This is a genomic window from Pseudomonas ogarae (genome assembly GCF_014268695.2).
GTDB lineage: Bacteria > Pseudomonadota > Gammaproteobacteria > Pseudomonadales > Pseudomonadaceae > Aquipseudomonas > Aquipseudomonas kilonensis.
In genome coordinates this window covers 1,893,163-1,908,555 of record NZ_CP077086.1, presented here as the reverse complement: position 1 = coordinate 1,908,555, position 15,393 = coordinate 1,893,163, and the positions used below count along the sequence as shown (strand labels likewise).

The following is a 15,393-nucleotide window of genomic DNA, read 5'->3' as shown; positions in this document are numbered from 1 at the left end:
TTGAGGGCTCTTGCCGGGTTATTCGTTGTCCAGGTCCTTGCGCCGATACGGGAACACATCGATCACCTTCCCCGCCCGGATCGCCTCTTGCAGGCCTTTCCAGTAATCGGCGTTGTACAACTCGCCGTGCAACTGGTCGAACAGCTTGCGCTGCCCGGCGTCGGCGAACAGGAACGGCGGGAACTCTTCGGGGAAGACGTCCAGCGGGCCGATGGAATACCAGGGCTCAGAAGCCATTTCGTCTTCCGGTGTGCGGGGCTGGGGGATGTGGCGGAAGTTGGCTTCGGTCAGGAAGCAGATTTCATCGTAGTCGTAGAACACCACGCGGCCGTGGCGGGTCACGCCGAAGTTCTTGAGCAGCATGTCGCCGGGGAAGATATTGGCCGCCGCCAGTTGCTTGATGGCCAGGCCATAGTCTTCCAGCGCCTCGCGCACCTGGTCCGGGTTGGCGTTTTCCAGATACAGGTTCAGCGGCGTCATCCGGCGTTCGGTCCAGCAGTGGCGAATCAGCACCGTGTCGCCTTCCACCGACACCGTGGACGGCGCCACTTCCAGCAGTTCCTCCAGGCACGCCGGCTCGAATTTGCTCAGGGGAAAGCGGAAATCGGCGAACTCCTGGGTATCGGCCATGCGCCCGACCCGGTCGACGCTTTTCACCAGTCGGTATTTCTCGATCACCGTGGCCCGGTCGACGTTTTTCGACGGCGAGAAACGGTCCTTGATGATCTTGAACACCGTGTTGAAGCCCGGCAGGGTGAACACGCTCATGACCATGCCACGCACACCCGGGGCCATGATGAACTGGTCGTCGGTGTTCGCCAGGTGGTTGATCAGTGCCCGGTAGAACTCGGACTTGCCGTGCTTGTAGAAACCGATGGAGGTGTACAACTCGGCGATGTGCTTGCCTGGCAGGATGCGCTTGAGAAAGCCGATGAATTCCGCCGGCACCGGCACGTCCACCATGAAGTACGAGCGGGTGAACGAGAAGATGATCGACACCTGCGCCTCGTCGGTGATCAGCGCATCGATCTGGATACCCCGGCCCTCGCGGTGCAACAGCGGGATCACCAGCGGCCACTGGTCCTCGCGGGTGTAGATCCGGCCCACCAGGTAGGCGCCCTTGTTGCGATAAAGCACTGAAGAAAACAACTCCACCGTCAGCTCCGGGTCCTTGCAGACCCAGTCGGGCAGGTTCTCGCGCAACTGCGCTTCGAGGCGCTGCAGGTCACCCGGCAGATCGGCGTAGTTCTCGCTGAAACGGTAATCGGCGAACACGCTCGCCAGCATCCGGTCCAACTGCCCCTGGGGCTTGTAGGTGCGGGTCTGGGCGGCGCGAGCCCGGCGCAGGCTGGGCCGGGTGGTGTGGATGAACATGGTGCCGTCGCTGATCAGGTCGTGGCTGAACAGCCCGCAGAAGATCGAGTTGTACCAGGTTTCCGACAGCTCATCGTCGAAGCGCAGGTCGATCAGGCTGATGTAGGCGCTCTTGACCAGCGGCCAGCAGCTCACGTCCATCAGGGTTTCGTCATCGAAGGCGTTGTGCAGCCTGGCGACGGTTTCGAAGACTTTTTCTTCATACAAGTTGATGCGCGCCGCCGAAGCCGCTTGCGCCTCCAGCCACAAGGCCTGTTCGAACCGGGCGCGGGCGCCATCGGTGATCTGCCGGAAATGCTCACGATAATCGTCGAAGCCGTCGAGGATCGAACGGGCGATTTCGATGGCGGGCCATGGCTGCGGCATAGGGTAAACCTCGGCGGGTCATGCTTGTTATTGGCGACTGAGCTTAGAGGCCAATCACGCGCCAACGCAACCATTGCCATCGCTATTCAGGACGGCGACACTTGCCGCCCAATCAAGGAAGGAATGACTCGTGAGCCTCGTCGATATCCTGCGTTTACTGTCACTGGCCGCCATCTGGGGCGCCAGTTTCCTGTTCATGCGCATTATCGCCCCCGTCATTGGCACCATCCCCACGGCATTTTTTCGCGTGTCCATCGCCTTCGTCGGGCTGCTGGTGATCCTGGCCCTGATGCGCGTCGACTGGAATTTTCGCGGCAAGCTCAAGGTCGTGATGGGGCTGGGCCTGATCAACTCCGGCATTCCGGCCACGTTCTATTCGCTGGCGGCCCAGGTGCTGCCGGCCGGTTACTCGGCGATCTTCAACGCCACCACGCCGTTGATGGGGGTGCTGATCGGCGGTTTGTTCTTCAGCGAAAAACTCACCCCAGCCAAGGTTAGCGGTGTCTGCCTGGGCCTGTTCGGCGTCGGCATCCTGACCCGCGCCGGCCCGGTGGCGTTCGACCTGCAATTGCTGATGGGCGCCCTCGCCTGCCTGCTGGCCACCACCTGCTATGGCTTTGCCGGATTCCTCACCCGTCGCTGGCTCGATCAGCAAGGGGGCCTGGACAGCCGTCTCTCGGCCCTGGGCAGCATGTTCGGCGCCACGGTGTTCTTGCTGCCGCTGTTTGGCTACAGCGTCATCAGCCAGCCACCGGCCAGCTGGGGTGGTTGGAGCGTCTGGTTGTCACTGCTGGGGCTGGGCCTGGTGTGTACTGCGCTGGCGTACATTCTTTATTTCCGCCTGCTCAGTTCCATCGGCCCGGTCAAATCGATGACGGTGACCTTCCTGATCCCGCCGTTCGGCGTGCTGTGGGGCGCGTTGCTGCTGGATGAGCCGTTGGGGATGGCGCATCTGTATGGTGGGGTGTTGATTGCGGCGGCGTTGTGGTTGGTGCTCAAGCCAGGGGGGGTGAAACCGGCCGAGGTGTCTGCCCGGTAGCTCATCGGTGTAGCCGAATATGCCATCGCGGGCAAGCCTTGCTCCCACAAGGACTACACATAACCTGTGGGAGCTTGGCTTGCCCGCGATGGCGGTTGTTCAGTCAGCGAGCAGCCAAAACTCAGCGACTTTTACGAAACACAAACACCAACCCCACGATGATCAGCACCATCCCCAGCAAGCTCAACAACGCCAGCCGGTTGCCAAACACCAGGTAGTCCATGATCGCCGTCACCGCCGGCACCAGGTAGAACAGGCTGGTGACATTCACCAGGTTGCCGCGGGCGATCAGTCGATACAGCAGCAACGTCGCCAGCACCGACACCACCAGCCCCATCCACAACACCGGCACGAAGAACCCTGTGCTGTACTCGAAATGAAACGGCTGGAACGGCACGAACACCGCGCACAGCACCAGCCCGGCCAGGTACTGCACCGGCAGCGTGCCCAGTGGGTTGTCGGTGATGCGCTTCTGCATGATGGAACCGGCCGTCATGCTCACCAGTGCCAGCAACCCGCAGAGCATCCCGGCCAGGGACATACCGGCCAGGCCGATGCCCTGGTACACCACCATCACCAGCCCGACCAAACCCAGCGCCAGGCCGAACATCCGCGACCAGGAACGCTGACGTTCCATGAGCACCACGGTCAGGATTGGTTGCACGCCCATCAGCGTTGCCATGACCCCCGGCGTGACACTCATTTGCAGCGCCAGCAGATAAAAGATCTGGTAGGCGCCCAACAGCACCATCCCGGTGGTCGCCGCGTACAACATCGGCTTGCCAGTCTTGGGCAGCTTGAATTTGAGCAACGGAATCAACAGCACCAGCGCCGACAGCGCGATGGCAAAACGGATCAGCAAAAAGGCGAAGGGTGAAGCGTGGGCCAGACCCAGCTTGGAAAAGATCGCCCCGCTGCTCCACAACAAAACGAACAGGCTCGTGGAAGCCGCCGCCAACAAGGCGTTTTTGGAAAGGGAAAACATGGATACCACCTGTAGTCAGGCAAAAAGCCAACTCAGCCGAAGCTGAAGTCCAGTAGTTTTTTTTCAGGCGGGCACAGGGGATGGCAACCGTTGCCGATCAGCCCTGAATGCCAACACCCGGCGGTGATACGAAGGCGTACACCGATGAGCTACTGACAGGTGGGGGGTATTGACCGATCTGCGCAGGCTGCTGGTTCCCACACGGCACGACGCCAGCGTTGAACGCTGGAACCACGACCGCGATGACAGGGGATGCAGGCATGAGCCGATCTCTTGAAGGGGGTTCGAAAACCCGAAGAGCGCAGACTATAACCAGCGCTCGATGGACTACGCAATGTTTAAACGAACAACCAATGGCCAAGCGCCGTCAGCACCGCCACCGCCAACACCGGCCGCAACCGTCAGACGCAACATTCTCTGTTTTTTTGTGGCGAGGGAGCTTGCTCCCGCTCGACTGCGAAGCAGGCGCCCGGAGTTTAACGCGGGTCGCCAAATCGCACGGGCGCGCTCCGCACGCCAGCGGGAGCAAGCTCCCTCGCCACAAAAGCGTTCTCGCTACGACTGTGAATTCACGGTTACTGCTGAATCTCCTGCTCGGTAAACAGATCACTGAACAACATGCTCGACAGGTAGCGCTCGCCCGAATCCGGCAGGATCACGACGATGGTCTTGCCCTGCATTTCCGGTTTCTCTGCCAGGCGCACGGCCACGGCCATCGCCGCGCCACAAGAGATCCCGCAGAGAATGCCCTCCTCCTGCATCAAGCGCAGGGCCATGGCCTTGGACTCGTCGTCAGTGACCCGCTCGACCTGGTCAACGATCGACAGATCGAGGTTCTTCGGCACGAATCCGGCGCCGATCCCCTGGATCTTGTGGGGGCTGGGCTTGATCTCCTGGCCCGCCATCGCCTGGGTAATCACCGGCGAAACCTCAGGCTCGACCGCCACCGACAGGATCGGTTTGCCACAGGTGTTCTTGATATACCGCGATACCCCAGTGATGGTTCCGCCGGTGCCCACACCCGCTACCAGCACATCCACCGCGCCGTCGGTGTCGTTCCAGATTTCCGGGCCGGTGGTTTTTTCGTGGATCGCCGGGTTCGCCGGGTTATCGAACTGCTGCGGCATGAAGTATTTGGCCGGATCGCTGGCCAGGATCTCGGTGGCTTTCTCGATGGCTCCCTTCATGCCCTTTGCCGGTTCGGTGAGCACCAGCTCCGCGCCCAGGGCCTTGAGCACCTTGCGCCGCTCGATGCTCATGGAAGCGGGCATGGTCAGCATCAGCTTGTAGCCACGGGCGGCGGCGACGAACGCCAGGCCGATCCCGGTGTTGCCCGAAGTCGGTTCGACAATCGTCATGCCCGGCTTGAGTTTGCCCGAGCTTTCGGCGTCCCAGATCATGTTCGCGCCGATCCGGCACTTGACCGAATACCCTGGGTTGCGCCCCTCGATCTTGGCCAGGATGGTCACGCCGCGCGGGGCAATGCGGTTGATCTGTACCAGTGGCGTATTACCGATGGAATGGGCGTTGTCAGCGAATATACGGCTCATGGCTGGGTCCTTGATGCAGCGGGAATGTAAGCCTTTAAAGGTATGCCTGTTGCCCATGGGCGTCCAGTTGCACCGAACGTTCCCGTTGTTGCGACAGTCAATGGCATTAGAAGGCGCTCCCTCAACAAACGCTGGAGACTGACTGACATGAAGCGTCGATACCGCTGGCCGCTGTGGGTTTTCGCCGCCATCGCCGCGGTGCTGGTGGCCCTGCATTTAGCCTTGCCTTACCTGGTACGCGACTACCTGAACGAAAAACTGGCCAACATGGGCGATTATCGCGGCCGGATCACCGACGTGGACCTGGCCCTGTGGCGCGGTGCCTACCGGATCAATGGCCTGGAAATCGTCAAGGTCGATGGCAAGGTCCCGGTGCCGTTCGTCAGCGCACCGCTGGTGGACCTGTCTGTGAGCTGGCACTCGCTGTGGTACGACCATGCAGTGGTCGCCGAGGTTGAATTCGCCCGCGCCGAAGTGAACTTCGTCGACGGCGGCGCCAACCGCCAGAATTCCCAGACCGGCCAGGGCACCAACTGGCGCGAGCAGTTGAGCAAACTGCTGCCCATCACCTTCAACGAAGTGCGCATCAGGGACGGCAAGGTCACCTTTCGCAATTTCAACTCCAAGCCACCGGTCAACCTGCGGGCCACCGACGTCAACGCCAGCTTCTACAACCTGACCAACGTGGTCGACACCAAAGGCAGGCGCGACGCCCGTTTCGAAGGCAAGGCCCTGGTGGCCGAACACGCGCCCCTTGAGATGCAGGCCACCTTCGACCCCTTGAGCAATTTCGAAGATTTCGATTTCCGTCTGCGGGCCAGGAACATCGAACTCAAGCGCCTGAACGATTTCGCCGCGGCCTATGGCAAATTCGATTTCAATGCTGGCCACGGCGACCTGGTGATCGAGGCCGAAGCCGACAACGCCAGGCTCAGCGGCTACATCAAGCCGCTGCTGCGTGATGTCGATGTGTTCGACTGGCAGCAGGACGTGGAGAACCAGAACAAGAACATCTTCCGCTCGGTCTGGGAAGCCTTGGTGGGCACGGGTGAAACGGCCCTCAAGAACCAGCGCAAGAACCAGTTCGCCACCCGGGTGGAACTCAGCGGCAATGTTCACCAGCAGGACATCAGTGCCTTCGAAGCCTTCCTGCAGATTTTGCGCAACGGTTTCGTCCAGGCTTTCAATGCCCGTTATGAGCAGCCACCGCCATCGACCGACTAGGGTTTGCGGCTTTTTGTGGCGAGGGAGCTTGCTCCCGCTCAAGTGCGCAGCGCTTGCAGGCTTTTTGGGCTGCTTCGCAGCCCAGCGGGAGCAAGCTCCCTCGCCACAGGGGTGATGATGCCCCATAGGGTGATAGCCGAGACTGAGTCAACATGTGACGCCCCATTCAGAGACTGAATACAGCGTCTGCGTTCACAGTCGGCGGGGCGCCGCGTTATAGTCGGGCACGATATTTATTTCCCGCGCCCCGCCTCGTCAGGCCGGCGACACCGTTCGAGGAATTGCAGAATGAAGTTCGAAGGCACCAGCGCCTACGTGGCCACCGATGACCTGAAACTGGCCGTGAACGCCGCCATCACCCTGGAGCGACCATTGCTGGTCAAGGGCGAGCCGGGCACCGGCAAGACCATGCTGGCCGAACAACTGGCCGAATCCTTTGGCGCGCGCCTGATTACCTGGCACATCAAGTCCACCACCAAGGCCCACCAGGGCCTCTACGAGTACGACGCGGTCAGTCGCCTGCGGGACTCGCAGCTGGGCGTGGACAAGGTCCACGACGTGCGCAACTACCTGAAGAAGGGCAAGCTCTGGGAAGCGTTCGAGTCCGAGGAGCGAGTCATTCTGCTGATCGACGAAATCGACAAGGCCGACATCGAGTTCCCCAACGACCTGCTGCAGGAACTCGACAAGATGGAGTTCTACGTCTACGAGACCGACGAAACCATCAAGGCCAAGAAACGGCCGATCATCATCATTACCTCCAACAACGAAAAGGAACTGCCGGACGCGTTCCTGCGCCGCTGCTTCTTCCACTACATCGCCTTTCCCGACCGCGTCACCCTGCAGAAAATCGTCGACGTGCATTACCCGGACATCAAGAAGGACCTGGTCAGCGAAGCGCTGGACGTGTTCTTCGATGTGCGCAAGGTGCCGGGCCTGAAGAAAAAACCTTCCACTTCCGAACTGGTGGACTGGCTCAAGCTGCTAATGGCCGACAACATCGGCGAAGCGGTGCTGCGCGAGCGTGATCCGACCAAGGCCATCCCGCCGCTGGCCGGCGCCCTGGTCAAGAACGAACAGGACGTGCAATTGCTCGAGCGCCTGGCGTTCATGAGCCGTCGCGGCACTCGCTGATCCTCTTCGTCTAACAAGAGCGAGGGCGATTGCCATGCTGCTTAACCTGTTCAATGAGATGCGCGCCGCCAAGGTGCCCGTGTCGGTGCGCGAACTGCTGGACCTGATCAACGCGCTGAAACAGCGGGTGATCTTCGCCGACATGGACGAATTCTATTACCTGTCCCGGGCGATCCTGGTAAAGGACGAACGGCATTTCGACAAGTTCGACCGGGCGTTCGCCGCCTACTTCAACGGCCTGGAGAAACTCGACGATCACCTCCAGGCGCTGATTCCCGAAGACTGGTTGCGCAAGGAGTTCGAGCGTTCGCTGACCGACGAAGAGCGGGCGCAGATCCAGTCCCTGGGTGGCCTGGACAAGCTGATCGAAGAATTCAAGAAACGCCTGGAAGAACAGAAGGAACGCCATGCCGGCGGCAACAAGTGGATCGGCACCGGCGGAACCAGCCCGTTCGGCTCCGGCGGCTTCAACCCCGAAGGCATCCGGGTTGGCGACGCCGGCAAGCGCCAGGGCAAGGCCGTGAAGGTCTGGGACCAGCGCGAATACAAGAACCTCGACGACCAGGTGGAATTGGGCACCCGCAACATCAAGATCGCCCTGCGCCGCCTGCGCAAGTTCGCCCGCCAGGGTGCGGCCGAAGAACTGGACATCGACGGCACCATCGACCACACCGCCCGGGACGCCGGCCTTTTGAACATCCAGATGCGCCCGGAACGACGCAACACCGTCAAGTTGTTGCTGCTGTTCGACATCGGTGGCTCGATGGATGCCCACGTGAAGATCTGCGAAGAACTGTTCTCGGCCTGCAAGACCGAGTTCAAGCACCTGGAGTACTTCTACTTCCACAACTTCGTCTACGAATCGGTGTGGAAGAACAACCTGCGCCGCACGTCGGAGCGCACCTCGACCCAGGACTTGCTGCACAAGTACGGTGCCGACTACAAAGTGATCTTCATCGGTGACGCCGCCATGGCGCCCTATGAAATTACCCAGGCCGGCGGCAGCGTCGAACACTGGAACGAAGAAGCCGGTTATGTGTGGATGCAGCGCTTCATGGAGAAATACAAGAAGCTCATCTGGATCAATCCGTACCCCAAGGACACCTGGGGCTATACCGCCTCGACCAACATCGTGCGCGAGTTGGTGGAAGACCGGATGTATCCGCTGACCTTGCGGGGGTTGGAGGAAGGGATGCGGTTTCTTTCCAAGTAAGTTTTTGGCGTCCTTCAGGGCCTCATCGCGAGCAGGCTCGCTCCCACACTGGATCTTCGTCACACTCGAGATCCCCTGTGGGAGGGGGCTTGCTACCTCCCACAAGAGCCTTTTGCCCAGCGGTGTTACAGCCCGCGCAGGTCGCGCTCTTCAATCGGCCGGCCCTGGCGCAGGCGCTTGCCGCCCAGCACCACCCAGTCGATCAGGCGGAACAGGCATTCCAGGCCGAACGACAGCAACATCGCACCGCTGATGCCCCAGACCATGGCCTCGGGGGTCAGCAGGATCTGGTAGCTGTAGCCGTTCCAGGTTTCCTTGCGAATGTCCGGGTCGGCGGCCAGCGCCACTTGCAGCAAGCGGATGTACCACGGGCCTTGCATCGCCTGGAACTGCTTGTCCAGGGCCTGCTGGCGCACGAGCAAAGTGTTCAGGCTGTCGGCATCGCTGCGAAAGATCGGGTCTTCGCTGGCACGGTAATGGGCCACCAGGGCCTGCATGTCGCCCTTGAAGAACTGGTTGGCGGTGCCCTGGAAGCCTTGCAGGCCGGTCTGCGCCTCGATCAGGTGCGCCTCGACCCGCTTGGCATAATCACTGATGAAGCCCGGCACCTGGACCCCAACCAACAGGCCCACCGCGAACAACACCAGACGTAGATAACTGAGCAACATAGCGTGACGTCCTTATTCGGTCCGGCCGTGGCTGACGCATTCGCCGCGTCGCCACAGGCTCCATTGGCCCGGTTCGTAGCGGGTCCAGGTTTCATTTTCGGTCAAGGGCTCGGTGGCGATCACCGTGACCACGTCGTTGGGCGTGGTTTCAGCCTGGAAATCGACAATCACATCCACATCCTTGAGGCGAGCCGGGCCGAACGGCGCACGACGGGTGATCTGGGCCAGTTTGGTCGAGCAATAGCAGAACAGCCAGTCGCCATCGCTGAGCAGGCAGTTGAATACGCCTTTGCTGCGGTATTCAGCGCAGGCCTCGATCAACGCCGGTAGCAATTGTTCCACCTCCACCGGTTCGGGGAAGGCCTGGCGCACGCGGTTGAGCAGATCGCAGAAGGCCGCTTCGCTGTCGGTATCGCCCACCGGGCGGTAGAAGCTCACCCCCGGCTGGAAATCGGCGAGCTGGCCGTTGTGGGCAAAACACCAGTTGCGGCCCCACAACTCACGCACAAACGGGTGGGTGTTGGACAGGCAGACTTTGCCGACGTTGGCCTGGCGAATATGCCCGATCACCACTTCGCTCTTGATCGGATAGCGCTGCACCAGGTTCGCCACTTCCGATTCGCTGCTGGCGGCCGGATCCTGGAACAGACGCAGGCCACGGCCCTCATAGAAGGCGATACCCCAACCGTCCCGGTGCGGCCCGGTCTTGCCGCCGCGCTGCATCAGCCCGGTGAAGCTGAACACGATGTCGGTCGGCACATTGGCGCTCATGCCCAATAACTCACACATGCTCGAACTCTCGCTTCAAGGGGCAGGCCCGGTTACAGGCGCGGTTCGATACGCGAACGCTGGGGGTTGCTCGGCACGGGCGGGCGACCATAACGGTCATCACCGGCCACGCCGAACGGTGGTTCGTCCTCCGGCTCATCGGCCGCAGCGGCGGCTTTTGCGGCGGCAGCCCGTTCCTTGCGAGCGTTGGCGGCGCGCTCGATGGGGAAGCGGATCAGCACTAAAATCAAGTAGAGGCCGAAGGCGATCATGCCGTACATGAGCAGATCGGAAGCCGCCCGCCAGACGTTGTTGCCGACCTTGAACATGACGTCCAGGGCGACAATGGCCAAGGCCGGGGCAACCTTGTCCTTCACCGGGTCGACGACGGTGGGGCTGAACAGCAACACCGCCATCAACAAGCGCAGCGGTTCGCGCAACCAGCGCCACATCCAGCGGGTCATGCGCATCCACACCAGCAGGCAGCCCAGGGCGGCGAAGGCGTAGAGGCCCCAGGCGATCAGATAGTCGTTCTCGGTCATGGTGTCCATGGCAAGGCAGGCAAAGAGACGCTTATAGTAACGGCTTTTCGCGCGTCAGGCTGCCCCGGCGTCTGGCGAATGGCCTGTGTAGTGGGTTTTGTCCAGGCCATGTGTCCCTTTTCGTATAACGTTCGAGAGCCTTTCATGTCCCTATCTGCCCACGTTTCCAACGCCCCGATTGCCCGCAGGGACGCCGGTGTTGACCCGTACGCCTGGCTGCAGGAACGCGACACCGACGCCGTGCTCGACTACCTCAAGGCGGAAAACAGCTACCAGGAGGCGCAACTCGCCGACCAGGCCGAACTGCGCGAAACCCTGTTCCAGGAGATCAAGGGCCGGATCCTCGAGACCGACCTGTCACTGCCCTCGCCCTGGGGCCCGTACCTGTATTACACCCGTACCACGGCTGGTGACGAATACCCGCGCCACTACCGCTGCCCGCGTCCGGCCGACGATAGCCTGAGCGTGGATGAAAGCCGCGAACAACTGCTGCTGGACCCGAACGTGCTGGCTGGCGGTGGCTTCTTTTCCCTGGGCGCTTTCAGCATCAGCCCCGACCACCAGCGCCTGGCCTATAGCCTGGACACCACGGGCGACGAGATCTACACCCTGTTCGTGAAGGAATTGTCCAACGACAAGGTCAGCGAACTGTCCTTCACCGATTGCGACGGCAGCATGACCTGGGCCAACGACAGCCTGACGCTGTTTTTTGGCGAATTGGACGACACCCATCGCCCGCACAAACTCTGGCGCTATCGCCTGGATGGCACGGCCGCCGAAGAAGTATTCCATGAGCCGGACGGGCGTTTTTTCCTGCATTGCTACCGTTCCAGCTCAGAAAAGCAGTTGATCCTGTCCCTCGGTAGCAAGACCACCAGTGAGATCTGGGTGCTGGACGCTGCGCAGCCGCAACAACCTTTCACCTGCCTGGCGCCACGCCGGGAAAACCACGAATACGACGTCGACCACGGCCTGCTCGATGGCCAATGGACCTGGTTGATCCGCAGCAACCGCGACGGGATCAACTTCGCCCTGTACCAGGCTGCCGACACGGGCGTGGCGCCGACCGAAGCTGACTGGCAGAACCTGATCCCCCACAGCGACACGGTGATGATCGACGGCCTGAGCCTGAACGCCGGAGCCATGACCTTGAGCCTGCGTGAGGGCGGCTTGCCGATCATCGAGGTGCATCCACAGGGCTTGCCAGCGTATCGGGTGCAACTGCCGGATGCGGCCTACAGCCTGCATGTGCAGAACAGCCTGGAATTCGTCAGCGATCGCATCCGCCTGCGCTACGAGGCCCTGAACCGTCCGGCGCAGATCCGTCAGTTGGACCTGGCCAGCGGCGTACAGGTCGTGCTCAAGCAAACTCCGGTGCTGGGGCCGTTCGACGCCGATGCCTACGTCAGCCAGCGGCTCTGGGCGACGGCAGCGGACGGTACCCAGGTGCCCATCAGCCTGGTGGTCAAGCGCGAAGCCCTCGGCCAGCCGGTACCGCTGTACCTGTACGGCTACGGTGCCTACGGCGAGAGCCTCGACCCGTGGTTTTCCCATGCGCGGCTGAGCCTGCTCGACCGCGGCGTGGCGTTTGCCATCGCCCATGTGCGGGGCGGCGGTGAGCTGGGGGAAGCCTGGTATCGCGCCGGCAAACAGGAACACAAGCACAACACGTTCGGCGATTTCATCGCCTGTGCCGAGCACTTGATCGCCAACGGTTTCACCACCGCCGAGCAACTGGCGATCAGTGGCGGCAGTGCCGGTGGCCTGCTGATCGGTGCAGTGCTCAATCAACGCCCGGAGCTGTTCAAGGTCGCGATTGCCGAGGTGCCGTTCGTCGATGTGCTCAACACCATGCTCGACCCCGACCTGCCGCTGACCGTCACCGAATACGACGAATGGGGCAATCCAGAGGAGCCGGACGTTTATGACCGGATCCGGGCCTACGCCCCGTACGAAAACGTCAGCGCCCAGGCGTACCCGGCGCTGCTGGTGATCGCCGGTTACAACGACAGCCGTGTGCAGTACTGGGAAGCGGCCAAGTGGGTGGCGAAATTGCGGGCCACCAAGACCGACGACAACCCTCTGCTGCTCAAGACCGAACTGGGCGCCGGCCACGGTGGAATGAGCGGGCGCTACCAGGGATTGCGTGACGTAGCGCTCGAATATGCATTTGTCTTGAAGGTTTTGGGGATGGTCTGAGGAACTCTGTGGGATGGCCGGGTCTTAGCTCCATGCGCCGGGCCTTGCTGTAACACAGCCCAATGTGGGAAAGGCTTTGTGGGAGCAAGGCTTGCCCGCGATGGCATCGGCTTGATCTGACAGACAGAACTGAGTCGCCTGTATCGCGGGCAAGCCTTGCTCCCACAAAAGATAAAAGCCTGTCCCAGAGGTCTGCTTACACCCGGGCCAAACTGAACCTGCAACAAACACAAGAAAAAGACCGTGCCAACATGTCAGAACCGACCTTACTGAACAAAGAAATCCGCGACTGGCTGATGGACTGCGGTCTGTTCGACCAGTTGTTGCCTGTCGACTTCGCCGCGGCGTCGGGCTATTTCAGCATCAGCGCCATCGCCGAGGGCGAAGCAATTTTCCGCGAGGGCGATGCCGGTAGCTTCATGTGCATCATCCACACCGGCCAGGTGGCCGTGCAGAAAACCGGCCCCGACGGCCAACCCGTGACCATCGCCACGCTGCGCAGTGGCCGGGCATTCGGCGAAATGGCCGTGCTCGACGGCGAACGGCGCTCGGCCAGTTGCATCGCCGCCAGTGATTGCCAGTTGCTGAACCTGGGCAAGGATTCCCTGGAAAAAATGCTCAACGACGCCCCGAAGATCGCCGCCAAGATCATCCGCGCCCTCGCCGTCTCCCTGTCCAAGCGCCTGCGCATGGCCGATGGGCAGTTGTTGTCGCAGCAGGTCTGACCTCCCTCTGTCAGTTGAAACACAGAACCTGTGGGAGCAAGCTTTGCTCCCACAGAGTCCACCGCAATGCCCGAACCCATAGTTTTTTACCATTCAGTTCTTTCACCGACGGGCTTCAGGTCTACCCCCCCGGCGACTTGGCCTTCACCGGTTTGGGTTCCATGCCCGGTATCGGTTGGTCCTTGGGCGGCTTGGGCATTTCGATCGGTGGCAGCAACGGCGGCCCACCGCTTCCGGTGCCAGTCTTGGGCACACCGTTGGGCGTGACCGGCGGATAGGGCATGGGAGTGGCGGTGCCAGGCGACCCGGGGATGCTCGGCGGGTTAACCGGAATCGTCGGTTGTTGAGCCTGGGCGCAACTTATTGAGAGCGCCGCCAGGGCAATGGCCGTTAGAATGATGCACTTCATCAATGGCTCCGTGGCTATTGTCTGCTCTAAGGCTAGTCGTTACCGCGCCGGTCTGCCCTCCTACGAGATTTCCATGAAACGTTTCGTTCTGCTCGACACCACGCCCATCCCTGATAACGGCGGTGCCCTGTGCCTGTTCGAGTACGGCGAAGACTTCGTCATCAAGATCCAGGGCGGTGACGGCGGACAGTTGATGAACACCCGCATGCACGGCTCCGAAGACGCCTTGGCAGAGATTCCTTGCCGCAAGGTGGCCGGTCGTCCTGGCTCGCGCGTGCTGATCGGCGGCCTCGGCATGGGGTTCACCCTCGCCTCGGCCCTCAAGCACCTGGGCAAGACCGCCGAAGTGGTGGTGGCTGAACTGGTGCCCGGCGTGGTGGAGTGGAACCATGGCCCATTGGGTGAAAAGGCCGGGCGGCCGCTGTCGGACCCGCGCACGGTGATCCGCATGGAAGACGTGGCCAAGGTGCTGCAAGCCGAACCCCAGGGTTTCGACGCGATCATGCTCGATGTCGACAACGGCCCGGAAGGCCTGACCCAGAAAGCCAACAGTTGGCTGTATTCGGCTGGAGGCCTGGCCGCCTGCGCCAAGGCCCTGCGGCCCAAGGGCGTGCTGGCGGTGTGGTCGGCCAGCGCTGACCGGCAGTTTTCCGACAAGCTGAAGAAAGCCGGTTTCAAGGCCGAAGAGGTGCAAGTGTTCGCCCATGGCAACAAAGGCACCCGCCATACCATCTGGATTGCCGAGAAGCTCAAGGGCTGAGCTAAACTGTGCCCAACCGTCATCAGTCTTTTTTACAAAGGTGAACCCATGAGTTCGTCAACGCCACCGTCCAACACCGCCAAGCTGGACCGCATCCTCGCCGATGCCCAGCGCGACCGGGAGATGGGCTACCGCGACAAAGCCCTGAAAATGTACCCCCATGTCTGTGGTCGCTGCGCCCGTGAGTTTTCCGGCAAACGCCTGAGCGAACTGACCGTTCACCACCGCGACCATAACCACGACAACAACCCGCAGGACGGTTCCAACTGGGAACTGCTGTGCCTGTACTGCCACGACAACGAACATTCGCGCTACACCGACCAGCAATACTTCGGCGACGGCTCCCTGAGCACCCCGAAAATCGCCAAGGCGACCCACAACCCCTTCGCCGCGCTGGCCGGGTTGATGAAGAAGGACGAGTAATTAGCCGTTGTGGC

Annotated in this window: 15 protein-coding genes; 8 read left to right on the top strand and 7 right to left on the bottom strand. The window is 61.5% G+C overall.

What is annotated here, in order from left to right:
* Positions 1-18: 18 nt before the first annotated feature.
* Positions 19-1,740, bottom strand: coding sequence for a bifunctional isocitrate dehydrogenase kinase/phosphatase (aceK, locus tag HU749_RS08545; RefSeq protein ID WP_079305170.1), 1,722 nt, complete (start codon positions 1,738-1,740; stop codon positions 19-21).
* 130 nt (positions 1,741-1,870) lie between these two features.
* Here aceK and HU749_RS08540 point away from each other — a divergent pair, with 130 nt between their 5' ends.
* On the top strand, positions 1,871-2,779 hold the full coding sequence (locus HU749_RS08540) for a DMT family transporter (RefSeq protein WP_186649653.1): 909 nt from the start codon (positions 1,871-1,873) through the stop codon (positions 2,777-2,779).
* A gap of 121 nt (positions 2,780-2,900) precedes the next feature.
* On the opposite strand, the gene HU749_RS08535 is transcribed toward HU749_RS08540, so the two are convergent.
* Positions 2,901-3,764: a DMT family transporter gene (locus HU749_RS08535; protein WP_018607563.1), complete on the bottom strand. Its 864-nt coding sequence runs from the start codon at positions 3,762-3,764 to the stop codon at positions 2,901-2,903.
* A gap of 575 nt (positions 3,765-4,339) precedes the next feature.
* Positions 4,340-5,314, bottom strand: coding sequence for a cysteine synthase A (gene cysK, locus HU749_RS08530; RefSeq protein ID WP_014337073.1), 975 nt, complete (start codon positions 5,312-5,314; stop codon positions 4,340-4,342).
* Positions 5,315-5,461: 147 nt separating this feature from the next.
* Here cysK and HU749_RS08525 point away from each other — a divergent pair, with 147 nt between their 5' ends.
* The 3 genes from HU749_RS08525 to HU749_RS08515 all read left to right on the top strand — a co-directional run bounded on the left by HU749_RS08525 (position 5,462) and on the right by HU749_RS08515 (position 8,885).
* On the top strand, positions 5,462-6,538 hold the full coding sequence (locus HU749_RS08525; protein ID WP_079305166.1) for a DUF748 domain-containing protein: 1,077 nt from the start codon (positions 5,462-5,464) through the stop codon (positions 6,536-6,538).
* 288 nt (positions 6,539-6,826) lie between these two features.
* Positions 6,827-7,672 carry an AAA family ATPase gene (locus HU749_RS08520; protein ID WP_024618564.1) on the top strand — a complete coding sequence of 282 codons (846 nt, stop codon included), beginning with the start codon at positions 6,827-6,829 and terminating at the stop codon, positions 7,670-7,672.
* Positions 7,673-7,706: 34 nt separating this feature from the next.
* Positions 7,707-8,885, top strand: coding sequence for a vWA domain-containing protein (locus HU749_RS08515; protein ID WP_003198888.1), 1,179 nt, complete (start codon positions 7,707-7,709; stop codon positions 8,883-8,885).
* Positions 8,886-9,010: 125 nt separating this feature from the next.
* Here HU749_RS08515 and HU749_RS08510 read toward each other — a convergent pair whose 3' ends face one another.
* Genes HU749_RS08510 through HU749_RS08500 form a run of 3 tightly spaced genes read right to left on the bottom strand, consistent with a single transcriptional unit; the run spans position 9,011 to position 10,872 of the window.
* On the bottom strand, positions 9,011-9,553 hold the full coding sequence (locus HU749_RS08510; protein WP_014337069.1) for a DUF2937 family protein: 543 nt from the start codon (positions 9,551-9,553) through the stop codon (positions 9,011-9,013).
* Between the two features lie 12 nt (positions 9,554-9,565).
* Positions 9,566-10,342: a class II glutamine amidotransferase gene (locus HU749_RS08505; protein ID WP_014337068.1), complete on the bottom strand. Its 777-nt coding sequence runs from the start codon at positions 10,340-10,342 to the stop codon at positions 9,566-9,568.
* Between the two features lie 32 nt (positions 10,343-10,374).
* Positions 10,375-10,872, bottom strand: coding sequence for a hypothetical protein (locus HU749_RS08500; protein WP_014337067.1), 498 nt, complete (start codon positions 10,870-10,872; stop codon positions 10,375-10,377).
* Between the two features lie 135 nt (positions 10,873-11,007).
* On the opposite strand from HU749_RS08500, the gene HU749_RS08495 reads away from it, so the two are divergent.
* Positions 11,008-13,062, top strand: coding sequence for a S9 family peptidase (locus HU749_RS08495; RefSeq protein WP_079305164.1), 2,055 nt, complete (start codon positions 11,008-11,010; stop codon positions 13,060-13,062).
* Positions 13,063-13,313: 251 nt separating this feature from the next.
* Complete coding sequence (locus HU749_RS08490) at positions 13,314-13,787, top strand: cyclic nucleotide-binding domain-containing protein (RefSeq protein ID WP_014337065.1); 474 nt, start codon at positions 13,314-13,316, stop codon at positions 13,785-13,787.
* Positions 13,788-13,908: 121 nt separating this feature from the next.
* On the opposite strand, the gene HU749_RS08485 is transcribed toward HU749_RS08490, so the two are convergent.
* Positions 13,909-14,196: a hypothetical protein gene (locus HU749_RS08485; protein ID WP_186649651.1), complete on the bottom strand. Its 288-nt coding sequence runs from the start codon at positions 14,194-14,196 to the stop codon at positions 13,909-13,911.
* 73 nt (positions 14,197-14,269) lie between these two features.
* On the opposite strand from HU749_RS08485, the gene HU749_RS08480 reads away from it, so the two are divergent.
* Both HU749_RS08480 and HU749_RS08475 read left to right on the top strand, forming a co-directional pair.
* Entirely contained in the window at positions 14,270-14,956 is a 687-nt protein-coding gene (locus HU749_RS08480) for a spermidine synthase (RefSeq protein WP_079305160.1), read from the top strand.
* 48 nt (positions 14,957-15,004) lie between these two features.
* Complete coding sequence (locus HU749_RS08475; RefSeq protein ID WP_003184246.1) at positions 15,005-15,379, top strand: YajD family HNH nuclease; 375 nt, start codon at positions 15,005-15,007, stop codon at positions 15,377-15,379.
* Positions 15,380-15,393 lie beyond the last annotated feature (14 nt).

Excerpts from the sequence above, each read along its gene's own strand:
- aceK (WP_079305170.1), bottom strand. The coding sequence starts at position 1,740 with ATGCCGCAGCCATGGCCCGCCATCGAAATCGCCCGTTCGATCCTCGAC.
- HU749_RS08535 (WP_018607563.1), bottom strand. The coding sequence starts at position 3,764 with ATGTTTTCCCTTTCCAAAAACGCCTTGTTGGCGGCGGCTTCCACGAGC.
- cysK (WP_014337073.1), bottom strand. The coding sequence starts at position 5,314 with ATGAGCCGTATATTCGCTGACAACGCCCATTCCATCGGTAATACGCCA.
- HU749_RS08525 (WP_079305166.1), top strand. The coding sequence starts at position 5,462 with ATGAAGCGTCGATACCGCTGGCCGCTGTGGGTTTTCGCCGCCATCGCC.
- HU749_RS08520 (WP_024618564.1), top strand. The coding sequence starts at position 6,827 with ATGAAGTTCGAAGGCACCAGCGCCTACGTGGCCACCGATGACCTGAAA.
- HU749_RS08515 (WP_003198888.1), top strand. The coding sequence starts at position 7,707 with ATGCTGCTTAACCTGTTCAATGAGATGCGCGCCGCCAAGGTGCCCGTG.
- HU749_RS08510 (WP_014337069.1), bottom strand. The coding sequence starts at position 9,553 with ATGTTGCTCAGTTATCTACGTCTGGTGTTGTTCGCGGTGGGCCTGTTG.
- HU749_RS08505 (WP_014337068.1), bottom strand. The coding sequence starts at position 10,342 with ATGTGTGAGTTATTGGGCATGAGCGCCAATGTGCCGACCGACATCGTG.
- HU749_RS08500 (WP_014337067.1), bottom strand. The coding sequence starts at position 10,872 with ATGGACACCATGACCGAGAACGACTATCTGATCGCCTGGGGCCTCTAC.
- HU749_RS08495 (WP_079305164.1), top strand. The coding sequence starts at position 11,008 with ATGTCCCTATCTGCCCACGTTTCCAACGCCCCGATTGCCCGCAGGGAC.
- HU749_RS08490 (WP_014337065.1), top strand. The coding sequence starts at position 13,314 with ATGTCAGAACCGACCTTACTGAACAAAGAAATCCGCGACTGGCTGATG.
- HU749_RS08485 (WP_186649651.1), bottom strand. The coding sequence starts at position 14,196 with ATGAAGTGCATCATTCTAACGGCCATTGCCCTGGCGGCGCTCTCAATA.
- HU749_RS08480 (WP_079305160.1), top strand. The coding sequence starts at position 14,270 with ATGAAACGTTTCGTTCTGCTCGACACCACGCCCATCCCTGATAACGGC.
- HU749_RS08475 (WP_003184246.1), top strand. The coding sequence starts at position 15,005 with ATGAGTTCGTCAACGCCACCGTCCAACACCGCCAAGCTGGACCGCATC.